This window comes from Pseudopedobacter beijingensis, assembly GCF_042678145.1.
Classification (GTDB): domain Bacteria; phylum Bacteroidota; class Bacteroidia; order Sphingobacteriales; family Sphingobacteriaceae; genus Pseudopedobacter; species Pseudopedobacter beijingensis.
The window spans coordinates 14,922-39,209 of record NZ_JBHUDG010000045.1; the positions used below are offsets into that span (position 1 = coordinate 14,922).

Sequence of the window (24,288 nt, forward strand, 5' to 3'; positions counted from 1 at the left end):
TTTATAATGTAAGATTTAGTCCAAACAAAAAAGAACGGCTACGTGGATAAGCAGAATAATCTACAGAAGGAGTTAATGGAGTAGCTCTTCTTGTGTCTACCTCAGGATCATACCCTGTATAATTCGTCCATAAGGCTAAATTTGTTCCCGTTACATATAGCCGACAACTATAAAGTTTCAACTTTTTAAGCAAATCATTAGATAATGTATAACCTAAAGTAACATTGTTCAATCTTAGGAATGAACCATCTTCAATTGCCCACGAACTGGGTAAGAACCCTGATGCTGTCGTAGTTCCTGGTTGCCATATCTTTGCATCAGCATTCAATGCAGAAAGCACCTCGGGAGCAGCTCCTTTCACAATATTCCCTTCTAACCACTGTACCTTTACACCATCCGGATCTACCGTTCTCCATCTATCGTTCATTAGCTCTAACATATTGGTATAACGGCTATAACCATTTGAAAACTCTAACTTACTGGCGTTATATACATCATTTCCATATACAAAGTTGACAAACACACTCAAGTCAAAGTTCTTATACTTAAACTGGTTATTTAATCCTCCTGAGAACTTAGGATTTGCATTACCTATTACCATTTGATCTTCTGCATCTACGTTATTATTACCGCTAAAATCTTTAAGCTTCATTGTTCCTGGCTGGGCAAGCCCTACGACTGAAGATGAATTTACCACACCTGATTTTAATGTATATATTTTTGTAGCTGCATCGTAATCAAAATCATCAACTGTATAAAAACCATCCGTTACATATCCGTACATTAAACCCACCGGAGAACCTTCTTGTAAAATATAATCTGAAGGAGGCCCATTGAAGACCCCTGACTGATAAAGTTGCGATGTTTTCCACCCCGAAATACGTTTCACTTTATTTCGGTTAAAAGCAATATTGAAATCTGTATTCCACACAAAGTCGTTAGTTCTAAGAGGAACTCCCCCAAATTGAATCTCTAGACCTTTGGCTTCTGTTTTCCCTACATTCTGTAGTTGTTTACTATAGCCCGAACTCGATGGAATGGGTAAATCAATTAACAAATCATCTGTAAGATTGCTATAAGCATCTATACTAAATCTAAGTCCTTTAAACAAAGTCATATCTACGCCCAGATTTCTCGAGATTGTTTTTTCCCATTTCAGATTTTCATTGGGTAAATCTGTATAGTAATACCCATTTACAAACTTATTATCCAAATAGTAATTTGCCCCACTCATAAACGCCCCCATATACATATAATCCTTAATACGATTATTTCCTGCAAGACCGTAACTTGCTCTAAGCTTCAAGTCTGTTACAGTTGTCACTCCTTTCATAAAAGACTCCCTACTTATTTGCCAGGCCGCAGAAGCTGCCGGAAAATACCCCCATCTATTTGATGGAGCAAATTTTGATGATCCATCTGCCCTTAAGCTTGCAGTAAACAAATACCTGTTTTTATAAGTATAATTTGCCCGCGTAAAAAATGAAACTACTTTGCTTTCATAAGCATCATTTCTTGGATACCCATCCTGAACTTCTCCTAAGCCTAATTGATTTAAAGCTTTTTCTGCTGTAATCCCATGAGGGAAAAACCTCATCCTTACATCCAAACTTTCATAAGATATGTTGTATAACTCATGTCCAAGTAACAGATTCAATCGATGTACCTTATTAAAGGTATTATTGTAATTAAAAACATTTGAGTTATTAAATGTTCTACGGCTAGATGTCATTTTCCCTAACATAGCTTTTCTATCCCCTGTATATCTTGCCTGAGGAGTTATTTCTGAATCAAAATTATCTCTCGACTGATCCATAAAGTTAAAACCGAATATAGACCTAAAAGAAAACACTTTATTGAATTTATATTCTAGACTCCCGTTGACATTAAGCATATTATTCTTTCTAATCAATTCCTTTGCATTGTTTAATGCAATAGGATTAATTAGTGCAAAGGAGGTTCCACCACTTTCCAAAAAATAATCCTCATCATAAGAATCTAATGGTGTATCAGAAATTATCATTGGTTGATATTTAATCGTATTCCTTAATAAATTAAAGGTTGAACTTGATGTACTGGAGACTCCAGCTCCATTAACCGTTTCTCTATTATATCTTACAATGGCCCCAACCTTAAATTTACTAGTTAATGTATGATCTAATTTAAGATTCACCAAGTCTCTTTTATAAGATGATTTCTTCATAATCCCATCCTGATTATTATTGGTATAACTTAGGTTAAAACGGGTATCTTTCCCTCCTCCTGAAATACTTAAGTTATGGGTTTGCTGAATTGCATTGCGACCGAACATTTGCTCCTGCCAATCTATAGAAGGATAGTTTTTATAAATACTCAAATCATTCCCATAATTTGATATGAACCCCAAACTATCTTTTTCGGACAATCTACTTTTTTCATCCTGATAGAGAACGAATTCATAAGGAGATTGTACGCTTAGAGTACGAGCAACTTTACTAACTCCAAAAATAGGATTATAGCTTACTTTCGTTCTTGCTGCTACGCCTTGTTTGGTAGTAATAATAACCACTCCATTAGCTCCTCTAGCGCCATATATAGAAGTACTTGAAGCATCTTTCAACACATCAATAGATTCAATATCCTGAACCGCCATTCCTTTCAGCCCTTCCTCCACCTGCACTCCATCTATAATGTAAATTGGAGCATTATCCTGAGTAATGGAACTTCCTCCTCTAACTCTGATTTTCACTTCTGCATCTGGCGTTCCCTCAGAGGTTGTTACCTGAATTCCCGCTAATCTACCGGTTAATGCCTGCTCTACAGAACTGATAGGGATATCTCTAAGCTGTCTTTCAGATATAGAAGATATAGACCCTGTTACATCTCTTCTATCAACAGTAGCATACCCAATAGATACTACTTCTTTTAAAAGAAGGCTCTCTGACTCTAATAGAACTTCCACTTGATTTTTACCTTCAACATTAACAGCTATTTCTTTATAGCCTAAATATCTACAGATAAGAATTTGAGATGATGCATTATCAACTCTTAATCTGAAAAATCCATTTATATCTGTCTGAGTTCCTACTTTACCACCTTTTAACCCTATGGATACACCAGGTAAAACCTCTTTGGTTTTAGAATCTTTTACAATTCCTGTTACATCTCTTACTTGTGCATTAAGTGAAAAATTCAGACAAAGGAGTAGCATGCCTACGAAAAAAATCTTCATAGCAAAAAAATTATTTTGATTTATAAAATTGTTAACGTTTTAAAATACCGGTTCCTTCTATTTTAAATTGGTTTGCTCCTAGTGTCAACCTTTTTGTTTTTGTAGCATCTACAAGTCCACCATCTTGAATAATTAAAGAAACTCTTCCTGCAGAAGGTTCTTTATTTATAACATTAAAAGTTTGCCCTAAAATGAACTGACCACCGACATTTAAATCAACTGCTGATTCAGGATTTCCTGCGACCGAAACCAAATGATTGGCGCTACCATTTTGAGAAATATCTAACGTTCCTAAAATATTATAGGTGTATTTTCCTCCTTTTTCTACTGAAGCTGTTGGAGAATGAAATGTTGATTGATTTATAATTTTAACTATTTTTCCCTTATTTATTGTTACAGTAATGTCATCGGTAGATGATCTTCTATCCACGACATTATCCATCGCTGAAAAATTTGACGTCAATATTCTCTCAGTAATATTTAAATCTGTGTCGATAACAACTTCCAATTTATTGGGATTACTCCCTCTTACTCCAAATCTGGCAAGGTTTGTTTCTCCCTCACCTGAAATTATCAACTTCTTCGCTGTATTAAAGACATCTAACCTGACCAACCCTTCTTCTACATTAGCTCCAGACTCTATAACACCATTATTAATGAGTTTGAACTCTGGAGAGTTTTTCCCTGTACCTATCCTTAATGTTGGTCCTCCTTTCCCTTTTAAAACAGCTCCTTTTTCTATTGTCAAATTAGAACAGGTTGGGGCTATTTCCTGAGTCAGGACTACTGTATGGGAAGCTTGTATAGTAACATTTGAGGCACTTCTAGGGATATCATTTGCACTCCTCCAATCCTCCCCTGATTTACGTTCCCAAATACTCATGTCTCCCCATTCTCCCGATTTAGTGGTACGCATCTCCTGGGCATTTAAAGTACATGATATGAACGAAAAAGCAAATAAACAAAATGATTTAATTTTCATGTTTAAGGTTTTGATTTCTGTATTGATAATAGGTTATTTTTAAAACAATTGCACCTACATAAGGTTTATAGGTTTATATAATTGAAGTTATTAATATTTAGCTCTTAATCATAGAATTTTGCTAACAAAAGTACCGAGAACGCTTTCGATAATTTAAATTTGTAAGATTTAAACTGATAACTGTACCTAAAATACACTATTACTAAATAGTAAATCTCACTCTTTTTTTAACATCTATTAACAAAAAGAATCTAGTCAAACTAAATCCTTTTCTCTAACCACCAATTTCAATAAAACAGCTACATAATAACTTTACCTATCCCTATAATTTAATAATTCTTCTACTGTCTCTAACCCCATCTATATTCTCTACCAATATTACATATACCCCTGGCATATATAGGGTCATATCTACTTCAAATCGTTGGTCTAAGCCATATAATAATTGACTAAAAACTAACTGTCCCTGTGTATTTAATACTTTTACAGATTGGATAGACTTGTCTCCTTTTGCAGATATTATAAGTTTAGAGCTCACAGGATTGGGATAGATATTTATATTAACTCCATCACTTACTTTACCTGTGAAAATTATTTTATTTGCTGATATTTTACCGTCGTTATCAATAGATTTTAATCTATAATAAACCATCCCTTCTACCTTTGTATCTGTAAAAAAGTATTCTTTAGACCCTCCTCCTGATTTAACCATAACTTGATCTAACTGAGAAAAAGTAATGCCATCTAAACTACGCTCTATAATAAAGTGTGAAACATTTCGCTCATTTGCTGTAACCCACCTTAGCTTTGTAAGGTTATTAGATATGTTCTTAACTTCTTCAAATATTAATAAATCTAATGGAGTAACTATTGGTCCCTCTCCAATTACAAATACTCCACCCTTAGATAAATTTGTTACTGTATAAGATTGTAAATCACCATCAACTTCAGGTACAACAGTACCTAAAGATATCCATTCTGAGCCTGATATATCTTTTTTCAACAGTTTAGCTGTCGATGAAAAATCAATTCCCTGGTTCATTTCCGGCCATGTAAACTTCACATTATAACTTCCTACATTTCCTTGTACAATATTCCATTGTTGGTTCACAGACTTACTCAAATCAACAGAAGGATCATCTATTAGATTTTTCAAACCTATTTTATAGGTATTTGCGAAGTCACTGTTATTTTTAATGCTACAAGGTATATAAAAAGAATTTGTACCTATAGGAAACTGAAAAGTTTCATTACTAGCAATAGATTTAAGCACTGCGGAGTTCTCACCTAGATTAAAAAACACGCTACCCAATGTCAATGTTTGTGTATTAGTGATATCTATTTCCCCCGCACCTAACACATTCACATTAACCCTCTCTTTTTCAACCAATTCAGTCCCTGAAACACTAGCCCTGAATTTCTCCCCTAAAATCAACTTTCCAGAAACGTTTATCGTAGCTAGAGCATCATCTGATGTATTTGGAGTAAAGTAGGATATAGCAGTACTTTTGCTAAAATCTAATATCCCATTTATATTGTAGGTATATTTTCCTCCAATAGTATTACTTGCTGAAGAATGATGAAAAGGAGAAATTGCCGCCTCAGCTGCTAACTCCACTTTCTTGCCTGCATTAATAGTAAATGTCACATTATCATTCTCAGTTCGCTGATTATTAGGACTAACTATAGCATCCATGGCAGAAAATGCGGCTGAAGGATTAGATTCATTTAAAATAACATCTTGATCTATTACTACCTCAAGCTGATTGGCATTCCCGCCCCTTGCATAAATCCGTCCTAAATAAGTATTTCCTGTGCCCATCAAAGTAAATTTTTTCACTTTAAGTTGTACCTGTAGCCTTATATGTCCTATCGAAGGCGATATATTTCCTGAAAAAATAGCTCCGTTATTAACAATGAAATTTTCCGGTACATTATCCGTAGTATTAATTATTGACAAAGTAACACCGGTAGTAGAACTAGCTCCTTTAGCATATAAGACAGCACCTTCTTCAATATGGATACCTGCAGTATTAACAGAACTTGTTATTGCGACTGAGTGTCCATTTTTAATAGTTATATGGCTCCCCGTCCCTGGTTTTGCTGTAGGTGTAGCACTCGTTGATCCAGCATTAAGCTTATATTCCCATGTATCGAGACTATCCCAATTCCCACTTTTTACAGATATATACTGCGGATATTGTGCATATACAACAGCTGTTAAACACAGCATAAATAATACGGTTAATGTACTAATTTGTAATTTTCTTTTCATGTTGATTAGGTTTTAGATAAAAAACTAAAAGTTTGATTGGTTATCTAAATCTAAATATATAATACCTGTATTTAAGCGTTTTCTATTGAAAAATCACCGAGAACGTTATCGATAACAATATATCATATAGGTCATATTTCGAACTAATGATATGCCAAAGATGCTCTCAACATTCTCAACCAATTTCCATGGAAAACATTTTCTATATCTTCTTTACTATACCCTCTTTTCTTTAAAATATCCTGATATGATTGTAAATCAGAAATAGTTTCTAAATCATAAGGACTTTGTTCTTTTCCAAACATACCGTCCAAATCACTTCCTATACCTATATGCTTAGTATTACCCGCTATCTGGCAGATATGGTCAAAATGATCCACTAATCTTTCTAAATTCACATTTCGTTCTTTTGGATCCGTTATTGCCCGCTCCCAGTTTTCTTCCAGCATCCAGCAATCTAAAGCTCCTCCAATTACCCCTCCTCTTTCTATAAGTGCTTTTATTTGATCGTCGCTTAACTGCCTTTGATGATTAACCAGTTTTCTACAATTATGATGACTGGCCCATACCATTCCCTTATACATATCCAGCGCTTGCCAAAAACCTTTATCTGTAAGATGAGTAACATCTAATATCATATTTAAGGAATCCATCTCTTTTAAAAGAGCTAAGCCTAAAGAGGTAAACCCTTCTTCCATTCCTGTACCAGGCGCATATCTACCTGGCCCATAATGAGCTGGGCCTATTACTCTTAGCCCATAATTATAGGCTTTCTCTATATACGAAAGTTCTACCAGAGAATCAGCTCCCTCTAAACTTAGTATAAACCCTATGGGCTTCTTATCCGGTGGAATACTTACATCTTGCCATAGATCTATATGATTATTTAACGATTCTAAGTCAGTAATTTGTATCATTTCTCCAACAGCTACCATAGTCTGGTACCAGGCTAACTGTCCCTGACTTTGCGCCCAAGCTTGTTCAGGAGAATGCCAACCTAGTAAATTAGATCCTTTTTCTACATACCTTGCTATTTGTGTGGCGACAACCAAACCTATCCCTCCTTTACGGAGATCTGGCAAGGACACCACTCCCTTTTCACGATCTAATTTATCTACCATTCCCCTTTCCCTTTCTCTGAGTTTAGATACAGACTCTTTCAAATCACGGTTCCACTCCATTGCATTCATTGCAAGGTCTAAGTGTGCGTCTATTAATAACATAATTATCTACAACTGTTTTGATACAACATCATGTGGATATCTGCTTGCCAACTCTCTTATTTCGTAGCTGAATTTTTCAAAAGTATTTTCCCATAGTTCTGCTTCTTCTCTGGTATACTCATGAAATCCATTAGCATTGGAAACTCCTCTTCCTCCTGAATCGACGATATCTTGTATAAGCTTGGGAACTTCTGTTGCATTACTTAAGGTCGGCCACAAATCTTTCATAACTGTGAGATAAGCCGGTACCCCCGTAAGATCCATCCATCTAAATATTCCCACTAATGTCATCCAATAACCCGCATTATTTCTACAAGCTCTATCTACGTCTTCAACAGTGGCATACCCATTTTCCACCAAATAAAAAGCTTCTCTATACATGGCATACATCAATCTGTTCACTATAAAACCACGTATATCCTTACGAACTAAAGTTGGTTCTTTCCCCCATTTATGAGCTAGCTTATAAAGGTATTCTCCTAAAGAAACGTCAGTAAGATCACCGCATATAATTTCCAAAAAACGAGTCGTATGCGAAGGCTCTGCCCAATGTAGTCCAAGAAATCTCTTTGGATATTGAGTGAGTTTTTGTAATTCACTGATAGGTATTGCCGATGTATTACTGGTTAATAAACAGTCTTTTGAGATGTGGCTTTCTATTTTAGCATAAACAGTTCTCTTAATTTCAAAATCCTCAATAATACATTCTATCACTAAACCACAACCTGAAAGATCCGAATAGTTTTGCGTAACTTTTAGATTCGCCAGATAATGATTATAGTCTTCCGAAATAAGACCTTGTTCTTTTGACTTTATTAAATGTTTTTTTATCCTAGATATTACATGATCCAAATCACTTTCTATGGGCGCTAATGCTATCACAGGATGTTTAGCCATTAATAAACAAGTTGCAATGCCACATCCCATAAGCCCTAATCCAACCACAGCAACAGGTATATTCTCTGTATTCATTTTTATACTATTAAAATAACCTTATAATTTGATATCCATTACTTTTCCAGCTTTACGACTTTCTTCAGCCATAAACCCCATAATATGACTTTCTACTGATTGGTCTATAGTAGATGTTAAAAGATTAACATCTTGATGTGCAACTGCTTGCACAAAATCTTTAACTAGCAACCAATCGCCACCACCATGTCCCGCATTTTTATACCCCTCTACATCTTCCACTTGTGGAATAAACTTAGTTTGTTTTCCTGTTCTAAAATCAGTAATCACCAGCTCTTTCATATCACCAACCATATCCCCCATCGCTCCCATTACCCGGGTCCTTCTACCTCCATAAGAGGTAAAAGCTTCCATTGAGAAATTAGCAGTTACACTATCTGCGAACTGTATGCTTGAAACATAATGGTCTGGCTGGTCATTATTCATCCGGTAAACACATCTTCCAAAATCTGTTGTTCTTAGTCTCTCCATTATTACCTCTCCGTGCTTACTTTTATCTGGAGGTAAGTTAAATGGTGTAGGTCTTCTTCTCAAATCGTAATAATCCCGAATTGCCGAATATGGACACTCCCTTTCTATAGCACATCCATCGGTACACCTCTCTGTAGATCCTTGAGGGGCATTTTCTCTTTTAAACCATTTCAAGTCTCCCATTGCAACAATTCGCTTAGAAGGTTTTCCCACCAACCATCTAACAATATCTAAGTCGTGACAGGATTTAGCCAAAATAATGGGAGTGGTTTCTTTTGAATTATGCCAATATCCCCTTACATAGGAATGCACCATTGCAGTATGCTCTATAGGCTCTAAATGCTGTATACTTACCAACTCTCCAATAGCCCCTTTATCTATTAGCTCTTTCATTTTCACAAAATAAGGAGCATACCTAAGCACATGACATACTGCTACTATCCTTCCTTTCTTCTTTGCATAATTAAGTATATCCATACACTCTTTAACAGTAGGAGCTATGGGTTTTTCCAGCAAAATATCGTACCCCATTTCTAATGCTTTCATGCACGGGCCATAATGCAGTCTATCTGGTGTAGATATAACCACAGCATCTGCAAATTTGGGTTTCTTAAATACGTCTTCCCAAGTATCAAATCTATTTTCAGACGGTATGTTATGAGCTTGAGCGTATTTATTATTCCTAAACTCATGTGGTTCTGCCATTCCTACAATTTTTAAATTCTCAGGAAATTTCAACGCGTAGTTACCATAAACAGTACCCCTGGCGCCACAGCCTATAGTGATTGCCGTAACAGCTTTTTTTAAAGGTTTATGTTTCTTATTTTCGGGAGCATTGTACAAAAAAGAATTCTCTCCGACTGATGCCAATATATCCGTGGTAATAACACTTGCACCAACTGTAAAGCTCAATGTTTTTAAAAGGTTTCGCCGATTCATATTATCTAGTCTTAATTATTTACAAATGGTTTATATACATCATTATTTAAACAACGATGTACGTTTTTACAACAACAAGGTTGGAATTTCAAAAGAGTTACACAAGAATAACAGTAAGTAAATCATCGATAACGTTCTCGAATATGATAAACAATCAAGATCATAACAGGAACTGATATATTCAAAAACTCAATCAGCCTATTAACAACAAGTTGATTATTATGAGGTAACAAATGTTATTTTATTGAAAGAAAATTTTCTCCATAATTTCTTCTCCATCAAAGCTTATCTTAACTAAATATAGTTTATTCAAATCAAACATATCTGGCAACTCTACAATAAGTTTATTGTTACTTGGATATTGATTATAGTATAATTTTGCTCCACGCATATCAAAAACCTCCACAATAATATTCTTACTAGGTTTATCAAAAAATTCAATATAAAACTTATATTCAATAACAGGGTTAGGATAAATACGCAAAAACTGCTTACTTTCATTTTTAACCGCAATAACGTTTGAAAATGAAACCTCCTGCTGTTTACTTATTCCTTTAATTCTATAATATACTCTCGGTTCATTTCTGTGATAAACTGTATAAATATAATTTTTCAAGTTCTCATTTGTGGTTTGTAAAACCTCTGTCAATAGCTGAAACTCCTTTCCATCTACTGAAATTTCTATTTGGAATTTTTCATAATAATGATTAGAACAAACGACAAAAGCCAACTCTTCTTGTTTCATAGATCGTTTTATCGAAAGCTGAATTTTATCGATAGGTAATGTGCCCTGTGAGTCTGGGGCAGAGCCGGTATTTATAAAACCAATCTTTTGATATTCACCATTTAGTACCTGATCGCTATCTAATTTATTAATCCCCAACCAATCTTGCATCATGGTAGTATACACTTGTCTATAGTCATGCTGTGTATCTACCTGAGAATTTGCATTAGGGTTTACAGGTAAATCAGGAGAAACTCCGTACATTCCTGGATTTACTTTAACCCCAAAGACAAATAAGGGAGCGGCAGTTCCGTGATCTGTCCCTTCACTAGCATTACTCACTACTCTTCTCCCAAATTCACTATAAGTCATACCAATCACTTTATCTGCTTTCCCCATTAAAATTAAATCATCCATAAAAGCACTAATAGCAGTAGACAATTTCTGTAGATGACTGGCGTGTGTTCCTTGAGTTGGCGCTCCTGAATTAACTTGAGCTACGTGTGTATCGAATGAATTTTCATGATTAACAATATATACCGGAGTTTGCAAACCTCCTCCAATTAATCTTGCCACTATTTGTAATTGTGCAGCAAGAGAGTTTCCTGAAGACGGGTATTGTGTTGACATATTATTTTGAGCATTATAACTTGCCACTATTTTTCCAGCATACTCATTACTCTGCGACTTCATTAATCGTAAAAAAGCCAGCTCTGCGCCATAATCGTTATCTGGGACATCACCGGGACTCTCATTTACTATATTTACTAGTTCTGCAGGATTTGAAACATTATAACCCATATTTACATTTGGCCCCTGCAATGCTAAAGGCATTACCCCTCCAATTTGTATAGATGCTGGATCCGGATTATTTGTATTGGGATAACCTTCTGGATAATCAGGAAATTTTTTATCAAGACCACGCCCTAACCAACCAGTATTCGACATACCTGAAGCACCAACACCGGTAAACCATATATCCTGAGCATGAAAATGACTAAAATTAGGGTTAGGATAAGAGACTCCCTGAATGATTGCCAATTGACCATTGTTATACAAATTCTGCATCCCGCTCATTGATGGATGGAGTCCCGTTGTATTATTTCCTGTTAAAGATAAAACCGAGGTTTCAGGGATCAGAATATTTGACCTTGCTGTACTTAATTGAGAATATTTATCTAACGCCAAAACTGTATTAAGTCCATCATTTCCGCCATTGAGCTGAATAATTACAAGTATATTATCCGAATTAGTATTTAACGAGCCAAACACATCTAAAACAGGTTCTGTTAAAACGTCCATAGCATATACTGGAATTCCCTTAAATATTAAAGGGATACCGGCCAAGGAGATATTTTTGAGAAAATCTTTTCTTTTCATAATACTTTTACATTAATTGAAACTCAGCCAGTCTCAAAACTGCATTCAAAAGAGCTTTTAAATTATCATTAACAATTTTGGTATTCGCTGTTGTAGGATTAGTTAAGTAGGCCTGCCATGCACTTGTCCAATAATTATCTGTTGTTTGGTTACCTAATAATGTTTGTGTTTTAATTTCTGTGGTATAATCCTGTGGCAACGGTAGCGGAAGTGCATATTTAATAAAAACATCAACCACCTGATTAGGATCTAATTGTACAGAGGAGTTAAATTGTTTTAAAAAAGCAATTGCATCTATTTTAAACTTAAATGTCCCAACCCCTCCGGTTCCTTTTATCAATAAATCTATTATTCTATCACGTTTTTGAATAGTGTTTGAATTAATCCAATTCTGATAAAATGCAGGTTCCTGATAATAAGCTTTCCAACCAGAAACATCAGGAACATTTCCAACTTCCTGTTCTAAATTATTTTTAGAATAATCGTTAAAATATTGCCAAAATCTATATTGGGTATAGATATCTGAGTTCGGCTCTGTGGTATTTACATCAAATGTATTTAAAATACCTGCCAATAAATCGAATGGACTTTTTATCATTACCCCTCTATTTGCAATATCAAAAAAATGTTGACTTTTCAATAGTGTTTTTACTATTGGCTTAATCTCCCAATTGCTATTAATTAACTGATTGGCTAAAGGCGTAATAATTTTGGTTTCTGTTTCTTCATCGATATTATAATAAATAAAAAATCTATACAGCCTCCGGCATAAATATTTAGCTATTGTTATTCCCTGATATTGAAACAGCATGTTATAAAACTCATCTAGCTCCTGTGCTCCATGAACTCCTGTTTTATTAAAAATAGTTGTATCATTAAAGAAAGCTGAAAAGGATTTGTCCGTTTGATTATGCCTCGACGAATTAAATCCCGATTGAAAAGGATAAGGTGCTTTAAAATCTGTCGGGATTCTCCATCCGGACAACACTTTCGCAGCAGACTGTACATCTGCTTCGGTATAATTCTGAGGAGATTTACCCATTGTAAAAAGCTCTAAAATTTCTCGGGCATAATTTTCATTTGGAGCAGATGCTGTACTGTAATGATTACCAAGATAAAGCAACATAGCCGTAGATTTTGTTACCTCATCTATAATGGTCTTAAAATTTCCAAGTGCATTATTTCTAAATATTTTCATATAGTCACTACATATAGTAGCTGAATTATAAAAACTGGATCGAAGCACTATAAACTCAACGGGTATAAAGTGATACCAGAAATTCACCATTTTTTCACGAATAGTATATCCATCATTTAACCATATCCCCCAATTCCAATACTGTAAACCATACAACCTATGACTATTTATCACTGGGTCTGAACTGCCCGCTGAATAGGGTAAGTTTGTTGTACTCCAGTCCTCTCCATAAGAGATTGTACTGTCTACAGTATTTGCTGCTATATTTTGGTAATGATTAAGGGGGCCCGAACTTGGATATTGAGGTATTGCTTTGTTAGTCAAATCTGTAATAAAATCTACCGCTTCCGAAGCATTTTGCAAAGACAGCAAATGATCTACTGCAGTTTTACTATTACCAAAACTAGTACGCTTTAATAAATGAATTACTTCTGTGTCTGACCATGTTCCCGTATATGGATCTAAACCTGTATTTACTCGCATTGTTTGTACAGATGAAGACATTCCCTTTCCATTACTCTTGATAAATGTACCAGAAGATTCCTTCTTATCTACCTTGTTTAAAAACACATCGTGTAATTCAGCCTTCCTTTGCTCTATGGTTTTCCTGGAATACTTTTCAAAAAGTTTATCTTTTGGCATAATGGTTATATTATATAATTAAAAAATCTTAAAACATATAGGTTATGTACAATTACTTTATTCAGTAATTCGGGTTTCCTCTTTATAAAAAACATATAATTCACGTTTGCATTCTCCTTCCATTCAAGTAATTAGATTTAAATTTAAATTAACAAGAGTAACCCGTATTTAATACTATATTAAATTAAAAATCAGCGAGAACGTTATCGAAAACCTATTAGTTAGCAAAATATACATTCAGGTAATTTCGTATACACTTTCATATTTTTACTTAATCAATTAATGGTTTTGATTATTGAGGTATCAAGACAAGTGTAAGTAGGAACAGAACAAATGAAAACGTTCTCGGTAATTTTAAATGTCAAAATCCGTAAATATTAAGAATAGCTTATTAGTTTTAAAATTCATTATTTACTTAGTACTAGACATGATTATTAAACCATTATCAAAAAGAACAAATATTTTATTTGCATTTTTTTTATTTACGATATCATCATCCTGGTCTCAAGAAAAGGGTAAAATTGACCTTTTTAATCAGAAAAATTTAGACGGATGGTACACTTATATCAAAGGAAGAGGTACTAATGATGATCCTAAAAAAGTTTTCACAGTTGCTAATAAAAAAATTAGAGTAAGCGGAGAAGAATGGGGCTGTATAACCTCTAATGAAGAGTTTAGTGACTATAAAATTATAGTAGAGTTTAAATGGGGAAATGAAACATTTGCACACAGAAAAACTAAAGCTATGGATAGTGGCTTGCTTTTACACTCTATTGGTAAAGATGGTGCGGCTGGTGGTAGTTGGATGTATAGCATTGAATGTAATCTTATTGAAGGAGGAACAGGAGATTTTATTGTTGTTGGAGATAAAACTAATGACTTCTCCATCACTTCAACTGTTGCTTCTCAGCTTCAAAACGGAGTCCCTGTTTTCAAACCAAATGGAACTCCTAAAACAATTAATTATGGCAGAATAAATTGGATAAACCGCGATCCAAAATGGAAAGATGAATTAGGTTTTAGAGGGGAAAAAGATCTTGAGAAAAAGGTTGGTAAATGGAACAAATTAATCTGCATTGCTAAAAAAGATTCTATCTCCATTTTTTTAAATGGAAAGCTCGTCAATCAAGCCTATCAAGTAAAACCATCTAAAGGACGTATTCAAATTCAGTCCGAAGGAGCAGAAATATTTTTCAGAAGGATTGATATTTATCCGTTATAGAAAAATAGGCTAAAAACAAAAGTTTCCAAAACTCAGTCTAAACAAACAAAAAAACGTTATATATGAGTTTTTTTAATAAGTAGCTCTACCTCCTGAAAAATCAAAAGTAAACCCAGTCTCCGAAACAATAAAACAGATCATAGCCACTACTTCATCCATTTCTCCACAACGCTCCATAGGTATTTTATCTGTCATATATTTCACTTGTTCTGAAGGCATTGCCTCTACCAACGGTGTTTTTATAACCGCTGGAGCTAAAGCATTTACTGTTATTCCCGAATGGGCATATTCTTTCCCTTGTACCTTTGTCATCCCTATTACAGCTGATTTTGATGCAGAATAAGCCAACATACCGGCATTTCCTTCTTTTCCTGCAATAGAAGCTATATGTAAAATACGTCCATAGTTTTGCTCTACCATATACGGAATAGCATATTTAGTGGTATACCATGCTCCCATGAAATTCACTGCAAATACCTTTTGTAAGTTTTCGGTCTGTACCAAATGACTCTTAATGTTTGTCTCGCCTGTTATCCCTGCGCTATTAATCAATATATCTATACGGCCATACTTCCCCACAACTTCATTTACCGCCACTTATACATCATTTTCTATAGTGACATCTACTTGTAACAACAATAAATTTTCGTTGTACTTATCCAGCTCTCTTACATTGGTATTCCTATCCATTAGCACAACTATAGCTCCACTTCGCAAGATACTTTTACCTATTTGCAAACCTATTCCCGAACAGCCCCCAGTAATAACTGCTACTCTATTTTCAAAATTATTCATTGTTTATCTCGTAATTAAATTCAATTTTCATTAAGCTTATTCATCTACTTCGGTTCGATTAACAATCTGCCTTTAATTATTGACGAGAGCATTAGCTTCACGGCATCTTCTGAACTTCTAGAATCTTATGATACACTTCAACAAACGTAATTTTTGTACTAAGAGACCCGGAAACAAGTTCAAATCAATCATTATAATAGGAATAACGAAATAACGACCGAATTGAGGTGTATCTATTTATTATAACCATTGTTATACGGTCAGTTTTCTATCTCTAGCAACAATACTCCAAGGTTCTATTAATTTTCCGTCCTCCACCACAACAGCTTTGTCGTATAAAGCTACGGTTGGACAAATATGAATAGGTAAAGCATACAATAAATCGCCAATTTTTAAATCGCTTGCTGCAGGTAGCTCTATCACCATATGCTCTTCACTATGACTTACGGGCTTTGCTTCCGGATGATTCAAGAAATGAACTCTTCTGTTTAACAGGTTTTCTGAAGCTATAGATTTATACCCTAAATCTATACATACCTTATTTTCAGAAACAATAGACACTACTCTACACAGTACAATGGCTGCTGGTAAAAATACTTGTTCTTCATAATTGTCTCCATAACCTTTATCCCAAAAAACAAAGGTACCGGGGCTACATTCTCTATTATCCTTTTGAGCATGGAATGGAAAAGTTGGTATTCCACCGGCAACTAAAATGATATCATTCCCTTCTTTTCTTAGTTTAGCAATAAGTTCATCTGCCGTTTTTAGAGCATCACGCCAGATTTGTTCCCTCTTTACTAGATCCTTCTCGTAAATATGCCCATCATAAGCATGAAACCCTAGTAAATCAATTCCTTTTAATTTCTTAATGTCATGGTATAAATTATGGGCAAGTTCTGGCTTTATACCTGTTCTATTCATACCTACATTCAAATCTATATAAACAGAAATATCAAGATTGTTAATTATAGCTGCTTCTGAAAGGAAATCGGCAGTAGATTGATTATCTACTAAACAAGAAAACGATGTTTTTTTGTAAAACTTCATAAGTGACAAGAGCCTTGCTAGCTTAACTTTTGTAGGCTGATAAGCTAGCAAAACATCTTTTGCTCCACACATTCCCAACATTTCTGCTTCGGCGATGGTAGCACATTTAAATTTATTTATTCCTTCTCCTATTAAAAGATTGGTAACTTCTTTGGTTTTATGAGTTTTGACATGCGGTCTTAACCTATCCACGTCGTCAATCATTGTCTTTATTAGACGAATATTTTGAACAACCCTGTCTTTATAAATTATTAAAGCAGGGCTATCTATATTATTAATACCATTAAATGTGCACCAATCCTCTTGAAAGAAATCCATTTTATTTTGATTTATAAGCTACTGCTTTTTGTTTAGAACTTCCTAAGCCTTCAATTCCTAATTCGACTTCGTCACCTGCTTTAAGGTAAATTGGAGGGTTGAAACCCAATCCCACACCATGCGGTGTTCCGGTAGAAATAATATCTCCGGGAAGTAAAGTCATAAACTGGCTTAAGTAATGAATTAGAAAAGGTATATTGAAAATCAGCTGCTTGGTAGAGCTATTCTGCATCATTTTTCCGTTTACTTTTAGCCACAGGTTTAGATTATGTACATCAGCTATCTCATCCTTGGTTGCTAGAAATGGCCCTAAAGGGGCGAATGAATCACAGCTTTTACCTTTTACCCATTGTCCTCCTCTTTCCAACTGATAAGCTCTTTCACTATAATCGTTATGCAACACATAGCCGGCGACATACTCCATTGCATCTTTTTCGTTAACATATGAAGCTTCTTTACCGATAACTACCGCTAATTCTACTTCCCAATCTGTTTTTTCGCTATTTTTTGGAATTATCAAATCATCATTTGGTCCACATAAAGCAGAAGTTGCTTTAAAGAAAACTATAGGCTCTTTTGGAATTGGAGAACCTGCTTCTTTTGCATGATCGGCATAGTTTAACCCAATACAAATAATTTTAGAAGGACGTTTAATAATAGCTCCTAACCTGCTTCCTGCTGGAATTTCTTGTAAAGAACTCTTATTCTCTTTTATATATTTCTCCAAGCGATTGATACCATCTGTAGCAAAAAAGTCTTCTGTATAATCTTCTCCAAATCCAGAGGCGTCTAAATATTTCTCATCTATAATTACGCCAATTTTCTCTTGTTTTACATTACCGTACCTAAATAATTTCATGTCTAATTTAAAATCGTCTAATTAATTGATTAATGCTTTTAATTGATTACTTATAAGCTCTTCTGCATCTTCGGCCAGAAAACTTGTCCTACATCTCCAGGTTTCGTACCCTCCGTTAGCAATTTCATGCTTAGGAGGCACATAACCAACATAACCATTTGCAATGGTGATGGTAAAATAAGGATTAGAGCCTGCTTCTTTTTTAAGATTCAAGCCTGTTTCGGAGAAAAATTCCCCTCCTAATGCTCCAATAGTACAATCGCCTATTTTTAAAACTTGTATTGGAAAAGCAATTTCATCAGGATATTCGCTTAATAAAAGCTGCTCCCTGGCATAAATTTGCTTACGTGTTTCGTCATTTAAAGATAGAATAGTTTCGTAATTCGCTTGTTCTAATACTTCTTCAAACAAAGGCAACTCTTCCTTACTTGGTTTTCTGGTTTTCACTATTACATCTTTATATTCTCCAAAAAGAGATGGTGATGTATTCCATTCTAATTGACTAGCCATCTCAACTATTTTATGAGCTAAATCTTTACCAATGAATTCGCTTTTCTTATGAAACTCTTTTGGATATCTACCTGGGTTATTGAAGTCCCAAATATTTACATCGCCGCTGGTTCCATTAGTCATTATTCCTAAAAACTCTTCATTAGCGTTTAAACCTTCTTGAATTGCTTTGGAAAATTCTCCAAAATAATCAGAGGTAATGGTACCGTCTGGCCAATCTCCAACATAATGCAAAGAGTAATTTGCCAATAAGCTTATCCACTCATCATCAATACTTTTTACAGCAATAAAAGAAAGCTCTGGATCAACAGGTGCTATACTTTTAATAATTTTATCTTCTGCTCCACCTGGGTTAGTTTTGATTTTATCGGCTAATCCCGTAACTGGATTAATAGCAGTATAATCATCCTGCATTAAATACCTGCGACACAATAAATGCTCTGGAGCATCTACAGAACCGTAAGCAAATTTCGCATCCTTAAGATTTTCCTTTGCCAATCTAACTGCCTCAACTATGTTTTTAGCCAACTTATTACGATAAACTACATCTAAAGATGCTAACAACAAACCAGCTATAGATGGTGCTCCGTGTGTATGAGTACTGGATATAATGATATGCTCTTTTGATATTCCTAAACTATCATTGATGTCCTTCTTAACTTGATCTACAAAGTCTTTGTCCATCATGCAGATATCAACTACAGCAAAGGCTATCGTTGTTTCTTTATTAGAAAGAACCAATGCTTTAGCAAACAAATCACTATGCTTTCTTTGGGCATAATGATTAACAAAATCACCATTCATTACTGTACCCAATACTGGTGTAACATTAACTTTTGCAACGCCAGCTTTTAACTTTTGTTTGTTTTTCATGCCCACGCTTTACGTATAAATCTTAGCCAGTTTTTGTAAAAGATATTATCGATATCATCTTGTGAATACCCTCTACGTATTAAAATATCCTGATATTTCTGTAAATCGGCAATAGAATTCATATCCCATGGGCTTTGTTCTGTACCAAAGATTCCGTCCAAATCGCTACCAATAGCTATGTGTTCTGTATTACCTGCTATCTGGCAAATTTTATCCCAATGATCTACAAGATTTTCCAATTTAATATCTAATTGCCAGGGGTCTGAAATGGTATCAATAAACCTTACGTCCATAGCCCAACAATCTAACATACCGCCTATTACAGCATCACGCTCTATTAGTCTTTTTATCTGATCGTTATTTAGCTGACGCTGATTAGGAACAATTTCTCTAACATTATGATGGCTAGCCCAGATAGGTCCGTTATATAGCTCCAAAGCTTGATCAAATCCTTCATCTGTTAAATGGGTAATATCTAAAATCATATTTAGCTTATCCATTTCCTTTAGTAGCTCTATTCCTAAAGAAGTGATTTTGCCTTGCATTTTTGTTCCTGGAGCGTATCTTCCAGGTCCGAAGTGTGATAATCCTACAGCTCTTAAGCCATAATCGTAAGCTTTATGTAGGTAAGAAATATCTACTAAAGAATCAGCACCTTCTAAGCTTAAAATATAACCTACAGGCTTTTTATCATTTGATACATTCCTATCATTCCACAAAGCAAGGTGACTATCTAAATCTTTTAAATCACAGATTTGAACCATCTCTCCCATTGCTTCCATTTCTTTATACCATACCAATTGCGCCTGTGTCATTGCCCATGCTTGCTGTGGCGAGTTCCATCCCGGCAAAGAACTTCCTAAAGGCGTTACTCTTGATAGCTGAGTAGCCACTACTAAGCCTATTCCGCCCTTTCTAAGTTCGGGAAGGCAAACCGTTCCTTTCCCTCTGTCGGGTTTGTCTTTCATAAACATTTCCCTTTGCCTTACCTCTTCTAAAGGCCTGGATAGATCTCTGTTCCATTCAATGGCATTCATTGCTAAATCAAGGTGTGCATCTATTATAAATGGAATATTCATAAACTAAATCCTTTCTATACTTTAGGGTACTTTTCTATAATTTTTTGAATCTCGTAACTGAACTTTCTGAAATCATCAGCTTTTTCTGAAAGCTCATACAAGCTGTTATTGTTAAAACCGCTTTCCTCTTTAGCTATTATGGCTTTAAAAAATTCAGGTAAGACAGTCTCGTTAGACAATTCGGGATTCAAATCTTTCATCACCATACCATAAGCACTCGTCCCCATCAAATCCATATACCTAAAATTACCTGCAAATGGCAAATAGAAACCAGCATCATTTCTACAGGCTCTGTCTATATCTTCCATAGTTGCATAACCGTTTTCGACTAAATAAAATGCTTCTCTAACCATTGCAGTTGTCATTTTAGACCTAATTCCCTTATCCGACAGGATAAGATAAGGATCTTTTCCCCAGTATTTTCTGGCATACGCTTCTAAATCCTGAGCTATATTTTCATTTGTTAAATGGTTACTAATAAGCTCCAGAAAATAGGTTGTATGAGCTGGTTCTGCCCAATTTGCACCAATAATACGGTGTGGCCTTAAAGATTTTAGCTGTATGTCTGATAATGGAATACTTTCTGTATTAACGGCTATAATTAAATCTTCGGAAGATACTTTTTCTAAGGCCCCAATCAGCTCTCTCTTTAATGATAAAGACTCATCTGTAACAACTATAGCCAACTTAATACTTACGGCAGCTTGTAGGGTTCTTATAACATTTAGGTTATAGTTGTATCTCTGATGAGTATATTTGAATACATCTTCAAAATGAAGCTTTACAGCATCAGTAGCATCCTCATTTTTAGTCAATAAATTTACAGGATGACCGGCAGAAAGTAAACAAACTACTATACTTATGGCCTCTGTTGTATCGCCTATTACTAATATTCCGGTATCTTCCGGATGTTGTGATTTGTTAATTTTAATACCGTTATACATTTAAGTTTTTTAAAACAAGTGTTGCTTTTTCGATAGCATAATCTATTTCTTCTTCTGTATGTACTGCGCTTATATACCATAAGCCCCTACCTATTATCCTAATTCCTTCGTTATGCATTCCGGCAACAAATTTCCCCAGTTTAACTTTATCATAAGTAAAGGTTTCCCTGTAGTTTGTTACTTCTTTTAAATGGGTAAATCCGGTATTAAACATTGGCCCCATACCTTGTACAAGTAAATCATGATGACCATTTTCTTCCGCAGCTTTTCTAATCCCACTCATTAACTTGTGCCCCAATCGATACATTCTTTCATACGGATTTTCTTTCTCCAGTACTTCTATGGTGGCCAATGCCGCTGCAATTGTTGCATTATTAGAATTCATGGTACCTGCATGTATGACCTTAGATTGCTCTATCAGTTCCATCCATTCTCTTTTACCTACTACAGCACTAATAGGATAACCGCTACCCATGGCCTTAGCGAAAATTGAAATATCCGGTTTGATGTTAAAGTGTTTTTGAGCACCACTTATAGAAAGTCTAAATCCGGTAATTACCTCGTCTAAAATGAAAGTAATATTATACTCGTCACATATTTTACGAATACCTGCTAAGAAACCTTCTTTTGGAGGGATACACCCACTATTACACATTACTGGTTCTGTAATAATGGCTGCAATCTCATGGTGTCTTTCGCTCACTACTTTTCTAAGTAATGCTAAATCATTCCAGGGAATAATGATAAATTCATCTTTAGACTGCTCAGGCAACCCATCTGTCCAGGGGAAAACATTTGGGTTGTCTTTATCTCCCAAAGCTTCTGCTGATGGGGCTGATATTCCCCAGCAAACATTATCCATCCACCCGTGATAATGTCCTTCAAAACGTAAAAACTTCTGTTTACCTGTTTTAGCTCTGGCGACTCTAAAAGCAGTTTGAATAGCTTCTGACCCATCTAAGGAAAATCTCATTAATTCTGCCGAGGGTATTAATTCATTTATTTTTTCGGCAAGCTCTACTTCTTTTATATGCTGTCCGGCAAAAATCTGTCCTAATTCAGAATATTCATTTATAGACTTTAACACGTGAGGATGAGAGTGTCCAAGAATTAATGGCCCCTGACTTAGCGTGAAATCCAGGTACTCATTCCCATCTACATCATAAATCTTACTTCCTTTTCCATGAGTATAAAAGATAGCATGGGGATGATTATATTTTCTAAATTCTGATGAAACACCACCTGCCAATACTTTTTTAGAACGCTCTAATAATTTTGCTGAATTGCGATAACTTGAAACCGACATATTATTTATATTTTAATTTATTTATTAAAACCCGACCATTTAATAACTTTATGTCCCCGCAATGCAAAAAACAATATAAAGGCATAACAAGGGAGCAATAGTAAAATGGAGGTTTGCGGATAATCAACATTTATATCTATTAATCGTCCAAAAATGACCGGGAATATCCCTCCTCCAACTACCGACATTAAAAGCATTGCAGAACCTAATTTGGTATATTTACCAAGTCCTTTTAAAGAAAGCCCCCAAATAGTCCCCCAAAATAGAGAGGCACTAAAGCCCATAAGTATGACACATCCAACTGAAATTATTCCGCTACTGAAATAGGCGACTATGGTAAAAAACATACCCCATAAAGCAGAGAGCAATAATGCTTTTTGCTGAGAAAGGTATTTAGGGATAAATAAAACACTGACTATATAGCCTACTATCATTGCATATAACGTATACTGCGCAAAATATCTGGACTCATTAATGGAAATACCTAAAGATTTACTGTATAAAATAATTCCATCAATGGGTATAACCTCACAGGCTCCTGCACAGAATAATGCGAATACGCCTAACAGTAAATAAGGGTATTTTAGAATTCCACTTTTAGATTCAATGCCTTCTTCGGCTTGATTTTCAGTTTCGTCCTTAACTTCTGGAAGTTTAGAAAAATATATTACTACTGATAAGAGTAATAAAATAAGGGTTACTATAATATAGGGATTGACAATTTTAAGGGCATACGAATCTAATATCTGTTCTTTTTCTACTATTGATGCTACCTCTACCTGTTTAATGATATCGTCTGCATTGAAGAGGAAAACAGAGCCAAAAATGGCTAAACTTAGTAATCCTGCAATTTTGTTTGCTAACCCCATAAAGCCAATTCTTTGTGCATGGCTCTCAATTGGCCCTATAATAGCAACATAAGGATTTGCAGCCGTTTGCAATAAGGCCAAGCCCGTCCCAGTCACAAACAACCCAATCAGAAATAGAGAATACGTTCTTGTAATAGCAGCAGGTATAAAAAGTGCGGTACCTAGAGCCATAACTATTAACCCCAAGAACATTCCTTTCCTGTAACCTGTACTTTTTAAAATCCAGGCAGAAGGAATAGCCATTACAAAATAAGCTACATATGAAGAGAATGCCACCCATGTAGACTGAAAATTACTGAGTTCCAGACATATCTGGAAATAAGGAATAAGTATTCCATTAATCCATGTTAAAAATCCAAACACAAAGAATAATGTTCCAATGATAAACATTGGGTATACATATGATTTTCCCATTTATTTTGATTAAGGTTTATTTAATTGATCAA

16 protein-coding genes and 1 pseudogene are annotated in these 24,288 nt (G+C 35.0%); 1 reads left to right on the forward strand and 16 read right to left on the reverse strand.

What is annotated here, in order from left to right; all coding sequences use genetic code 11:
- Window position 1: 1 nt before the first annotated feature.
- From ACFSAH_RS15500 to ACFSAH_RS15535, 8 genes are all read right to left on the reverse strand, one after another.
- A complete protein-coding gene (locus tag ACFSAH_RS15500) occupies window positions 2–3,211 on the reverse strand; it encodes a SusC/RagA family TonB-linked outer membrane protein (RefSeq protein WP_379663651.1) in 3,210 nt (1,069 codons plus the stop codon).
- 31 nt (window positions 3,212–3,242) lie between these two features.
- The gene (locus ACFSAH_RS15505; protein ID WP_379663652.1) at window positions 3,243–4,193 is read right to left on the reverse strand and encodes a hypothetical protein; all 951 of its coding nucleotides are present in this window, start codon (window positions 4,191–4,193) and stop codon (window positions 3,243–3,245) included.
- 322 nt (window positions 4,194–4,515) lie between these two features.
- Window positions 4,516–6,468 (reverse strand): T9SS type A sorting domain-containing protein, encoded by a 1,953-nt coding sequence (locus ACFSAH_RS15510; RefSeq protein ID WP_379663653.1) that lies wholly within the window; start codon window positions 6,466–6,468, stop codon window positions 4,516–4,518.
- A 143-nt stretch (window positions 6,469–6,611) separates the two neighbouring features.
- A complete protein-coding gene (locus ACFSAH_RS15515) occupies window positions 6,612–7,691 on the reverse strand; it encodes a dipeptidase (protein WP_379663654.1) in 1,080 nt (359 codons plus the stop codon).
- Window positions 7,692–7,697: 6 nt separating this feature from the next.
- Window positions 7,698–8,663 (reverse strand): 3-hydroxyacyl-CoA dehydrogenase family protein, encoded by a 966-nt coding sequence (locus ACFSAH_RS15520; RefSeq protein ID WP_379663655.1) that lies wholly within the window; start codon window positions 8,661–8,663, stop codon window positions 7,698–7,700.
- Between the two features lie 21 nt (window positions 8,664–8,684).
- On the reverse strand, window positions 8,685–10,073 hold the full coding sequence (locus ACFSAH_RS15525; protein WP_379663656.1) for a Gfo/Idh/MocA family protein: 1,389 nt from the start codon (window positions 10,071–10,073) through the stop codon (window positions 8,685–8,687).
- 241 nt (window positions 10,074–10,314) lie between these two features.
- Window positions 10,315–12,177, reverse strand: a complete 1,863-nt coding sequence (locus ACFSAH_RS15530) for a DUF1501 domain-containing protein (protein WP_379663657.1) — start codon at window positions 12,175–12,177, stop codon at window positions 10,315–10,317.
- Between the two features lie 7 nt (window positions 12,178–12,184).
- Window positions 12,185–14,017, reverse strand: coding sequence for a DUF1800 family protein (locus ACFSAH_RS15535; RefSeq protein ID WP_379663658.1), 1,833 nt, complete (start codon window positions 14,015–14,017; stop codon window positions 12,185–12,187).
- Window positions 14,018–14,444: 427 nt separating this feature from the next.
- Here ACFSAH_RS15535 and ACFSAH_RS15540 point away from each other — a divergent pair, with 427 nt between their 5' ends.
- A complete protein-coding gene (locus ACFSAH_RS15540) occupies window positions 14,445–15,239 on the forward strand; it encodes a 3-keto-disaccharide hydrolase (protein ID WP_379663659.1) in 795 nt (264 codons plus the stop codon).
- A gap of 72 nt (window positions 15,240–15,311) precedes the next feature.
- Here the strand turns inward: ACFSAH_RS15540 and ACFSAH_RS15545 are convergent.
- The 8 genes and pseudogenes from ACFSAH_RS15545 to ACFSAH_RS15580 all read right to left on the reverse strand — a co-directional run bounded on the left by ACFSAH_RS15545 (window position 15,312) and on the right by ACFSAH_RS15580 (window position 24,256).
- A pseudogene (locus ACFSAH_RS15545) lies at window positions 15,312–16,034 on the reverse strand (SDR family NAD(P)-dependent oxidoreductase).
- Between the two features lie 252 nt (window positions 16,035–16,286).
- A complete protein-coding gene (locus ACFSAH_RS15550; protein WP_379663660.1) occupies window positions 16,287–17,402 on the reverse strand; it encodes a D-TA family PLP-dependent enzyme in 1,116 nt (371 codons plus the stop codon).
- 1 nt (window position 17,403) lies between these two features.
- Complete coding sequence (locus ACFSAH_RS15555; protein ID WP_379663661.1) at window positions 17,404–18,261, reverse strand: fumarylacetoacetate hydrolase family protein; 858 nt, start codon at window positions 18,259–18,261, stop codon at window positions 17,404–17,406.
- A 21-nt stretch (window positions 18,262–18,282) separates the two neighbouring features.
- Window positions 18,283–19,644, reverse strand: a complete 1,362-nt coding sequence (locus tag ACFSAH_RS15560) for a hypothetical protein (protein ID WP_379663662.1) — start codon at window positions 19,642–19,644, stop codon at window positions 18,283–18,285.
- The gene (locus tag ACFSAH_RS15565; RefSeq protein ID WP_379663663.1) at window positions 19,641–20,723 is read right to left on the reverse strand and encodes a dipeptidase; all 1,083 of its coding nucleotides are present in this window, start codon (window positions 20,721–20,723) and stop codon (window positions 19,641–19,643) included. Before ACFSAH_RS15565 ends, ACFSAH_RS15560 begins: the two co-directional genes overlap by 4 nt.
- A gap of 14 nt (window positions 20,724–20,737) precedes the next feature.
- Window positions 20,738–21,667 carry a 3-hydroxyacyl-CoA dehydrogenase NAD-binding domain-containing protein gene (locus tag ACFSAH_RS15570; RefSeq protein WP_379663664.1) on the reverse strand — a complete coding sequence of 310 codons (930 nt, stop codon included), beginning with the start codon at window positions 21,665–21,667 and terminating at the stop codon, window positions 20,738–20,740.
- Complete coding sequence (locus ACFSAH_RS15575) at window positions 21,660–22,973, reverse strand: aspartate aminotransferase family protein (protein WP_379663665.1); 1,314 nt, start codon at window positions 22,971–22,973, stop codon at window positions 21,660–21,662. The genes ACFSAH_RS15570 and ACFSAH_RS15575 overlap by 8 nt, the downstream gene beginning before the upstream one ends.
- A 17-nt stretch (window positions 22,974–22,990) precedes the next feature.
- Complete coding sequence (locus ACFSAH_RS15580) at window positions 22,991–24,256, reverse strand: sugar MFS transporter (protein ID WP_379663666.1); 1,266 nt, start codon at window positions 24,254–24,256, stop codon at window positions 22,991–22,993.
- Between the last annotated feature and the right edge of the window lie 32 nt (window positions 24,257–24,288).

Bases quoted from the DNA above. Each gene is read 5' to 3' on its own strand.
- ACFSAH_RS15560 (WP_379663662.1), bottom strand. From the start codon at position 19,644: ATGAAAAACAAACAAAAGTTAAAAGCTGGCGTTGCAAAAGTTAATGTT.
- ACFSAH_RS15535 (WP_379663658.1), bottom strand. From the start codon at position 14,017: ATGCCAAAAGATAAACTTTTTGAAAAGTATTCCAGGAAAACCATAGAG.
- ACFSAH_RS15550 (WP_379663660.1), bottom strand. From the start codon at position 17,402: ATGGATTTCTTTCAAGAGGATTGGTGCACATTTAATGGTATTAATAAT.
- ACFSAH_RS15515 (WP_379663654.1), bottom strand. From the start codon at position 7,691: ATGTTATTAATAGACGCACACTTAGACCTTGCAATGAATGCAATGGAG.
- ACFSAH_RS15580 (WP_379663666.1), bottom strand. From the start codon at position 24,256: ATGGGAAAATCATATGTATACCCAATGTTTATCATTGGAACATTATTC.
- ACFSAH_RS15520 (WP_379663655.1), bottom strand. From the start codon at position 8,663: ATGAATACAGAGAATATACCTGTTGCTGTGGTTGGATTAGGGCTTATG.
- ACFSAH_RS15570 (WP_379663664.1), bottom strand. From the start codon at position 21,667: ATGTATAACGGTATTAAAATTAACAAATCACAACATCCGGAAGATACC.
- ACFSAH_RS15575 (WP_379663665.1), bottom strand. From the start codon at position 22,973: ATGTCGGTTTCAAGTTATCGCAATTCAGCAAAATTATTAGAGCGTTCT.
- ACFSAH_RS15540 (WP_379663659.1), top strand. From the start codon at position 14,445: ATGATTATTAAACCATTATCAAAAAGAACAAATATTTTATTTGCATTT.
- ACFSAH_RS15530 (WP_379663657.1), bottom strand. From the start codon at position 12,177: ATGAAAAGAAAAGATTTTCTCAAAAATATCTCCTTGGCCGGTATCCCT.
- ACFSAH_RS15555 (WP_379663661.1), bottom strand. From the start codon at position 18,261: ATGAAATTATTTAGGTACGGTAATGTAAAACAAGAGAAAATTGGCGTA.
- ACFSAH_RS15510 (WP_379663653.1), bottom strand. From the start codon at position 6,468: ATGAAAAGAAAATTACAAATTAGTACATTAACCGTATTATTTATGCTG.
- ACFSAH_RS15505 (WP_379663652.1), bottom strand. From the start codon at position 4,193: ATGAAAATTAAATCATTTTGTTTATTTGCTTTTTCGTTCATATCATGT.
- ACFSAH_RS15565 (WP_379663663.1), bottom strand. From the start codon at position 20,723: ATGAATATTCCATTTATAATAGATGCACACCTTGATTTAGCAATGAAT.
- ACFSAH_RS15525 (WP_379663656.1), bottom strand. From the start codon at position 10,073: ATGAATCGGCGAAACCTTTTAAAAACATTGAGCTTTACAGTTGGTGCA.
- ACFSAH_RS15500 (WP_379663651.1), bottom strand. From the start codon at position 3,211: ATGAAGATTTTTTTCGTAGGCATGCTACTCCTTTGTCTGAATTTTTCA.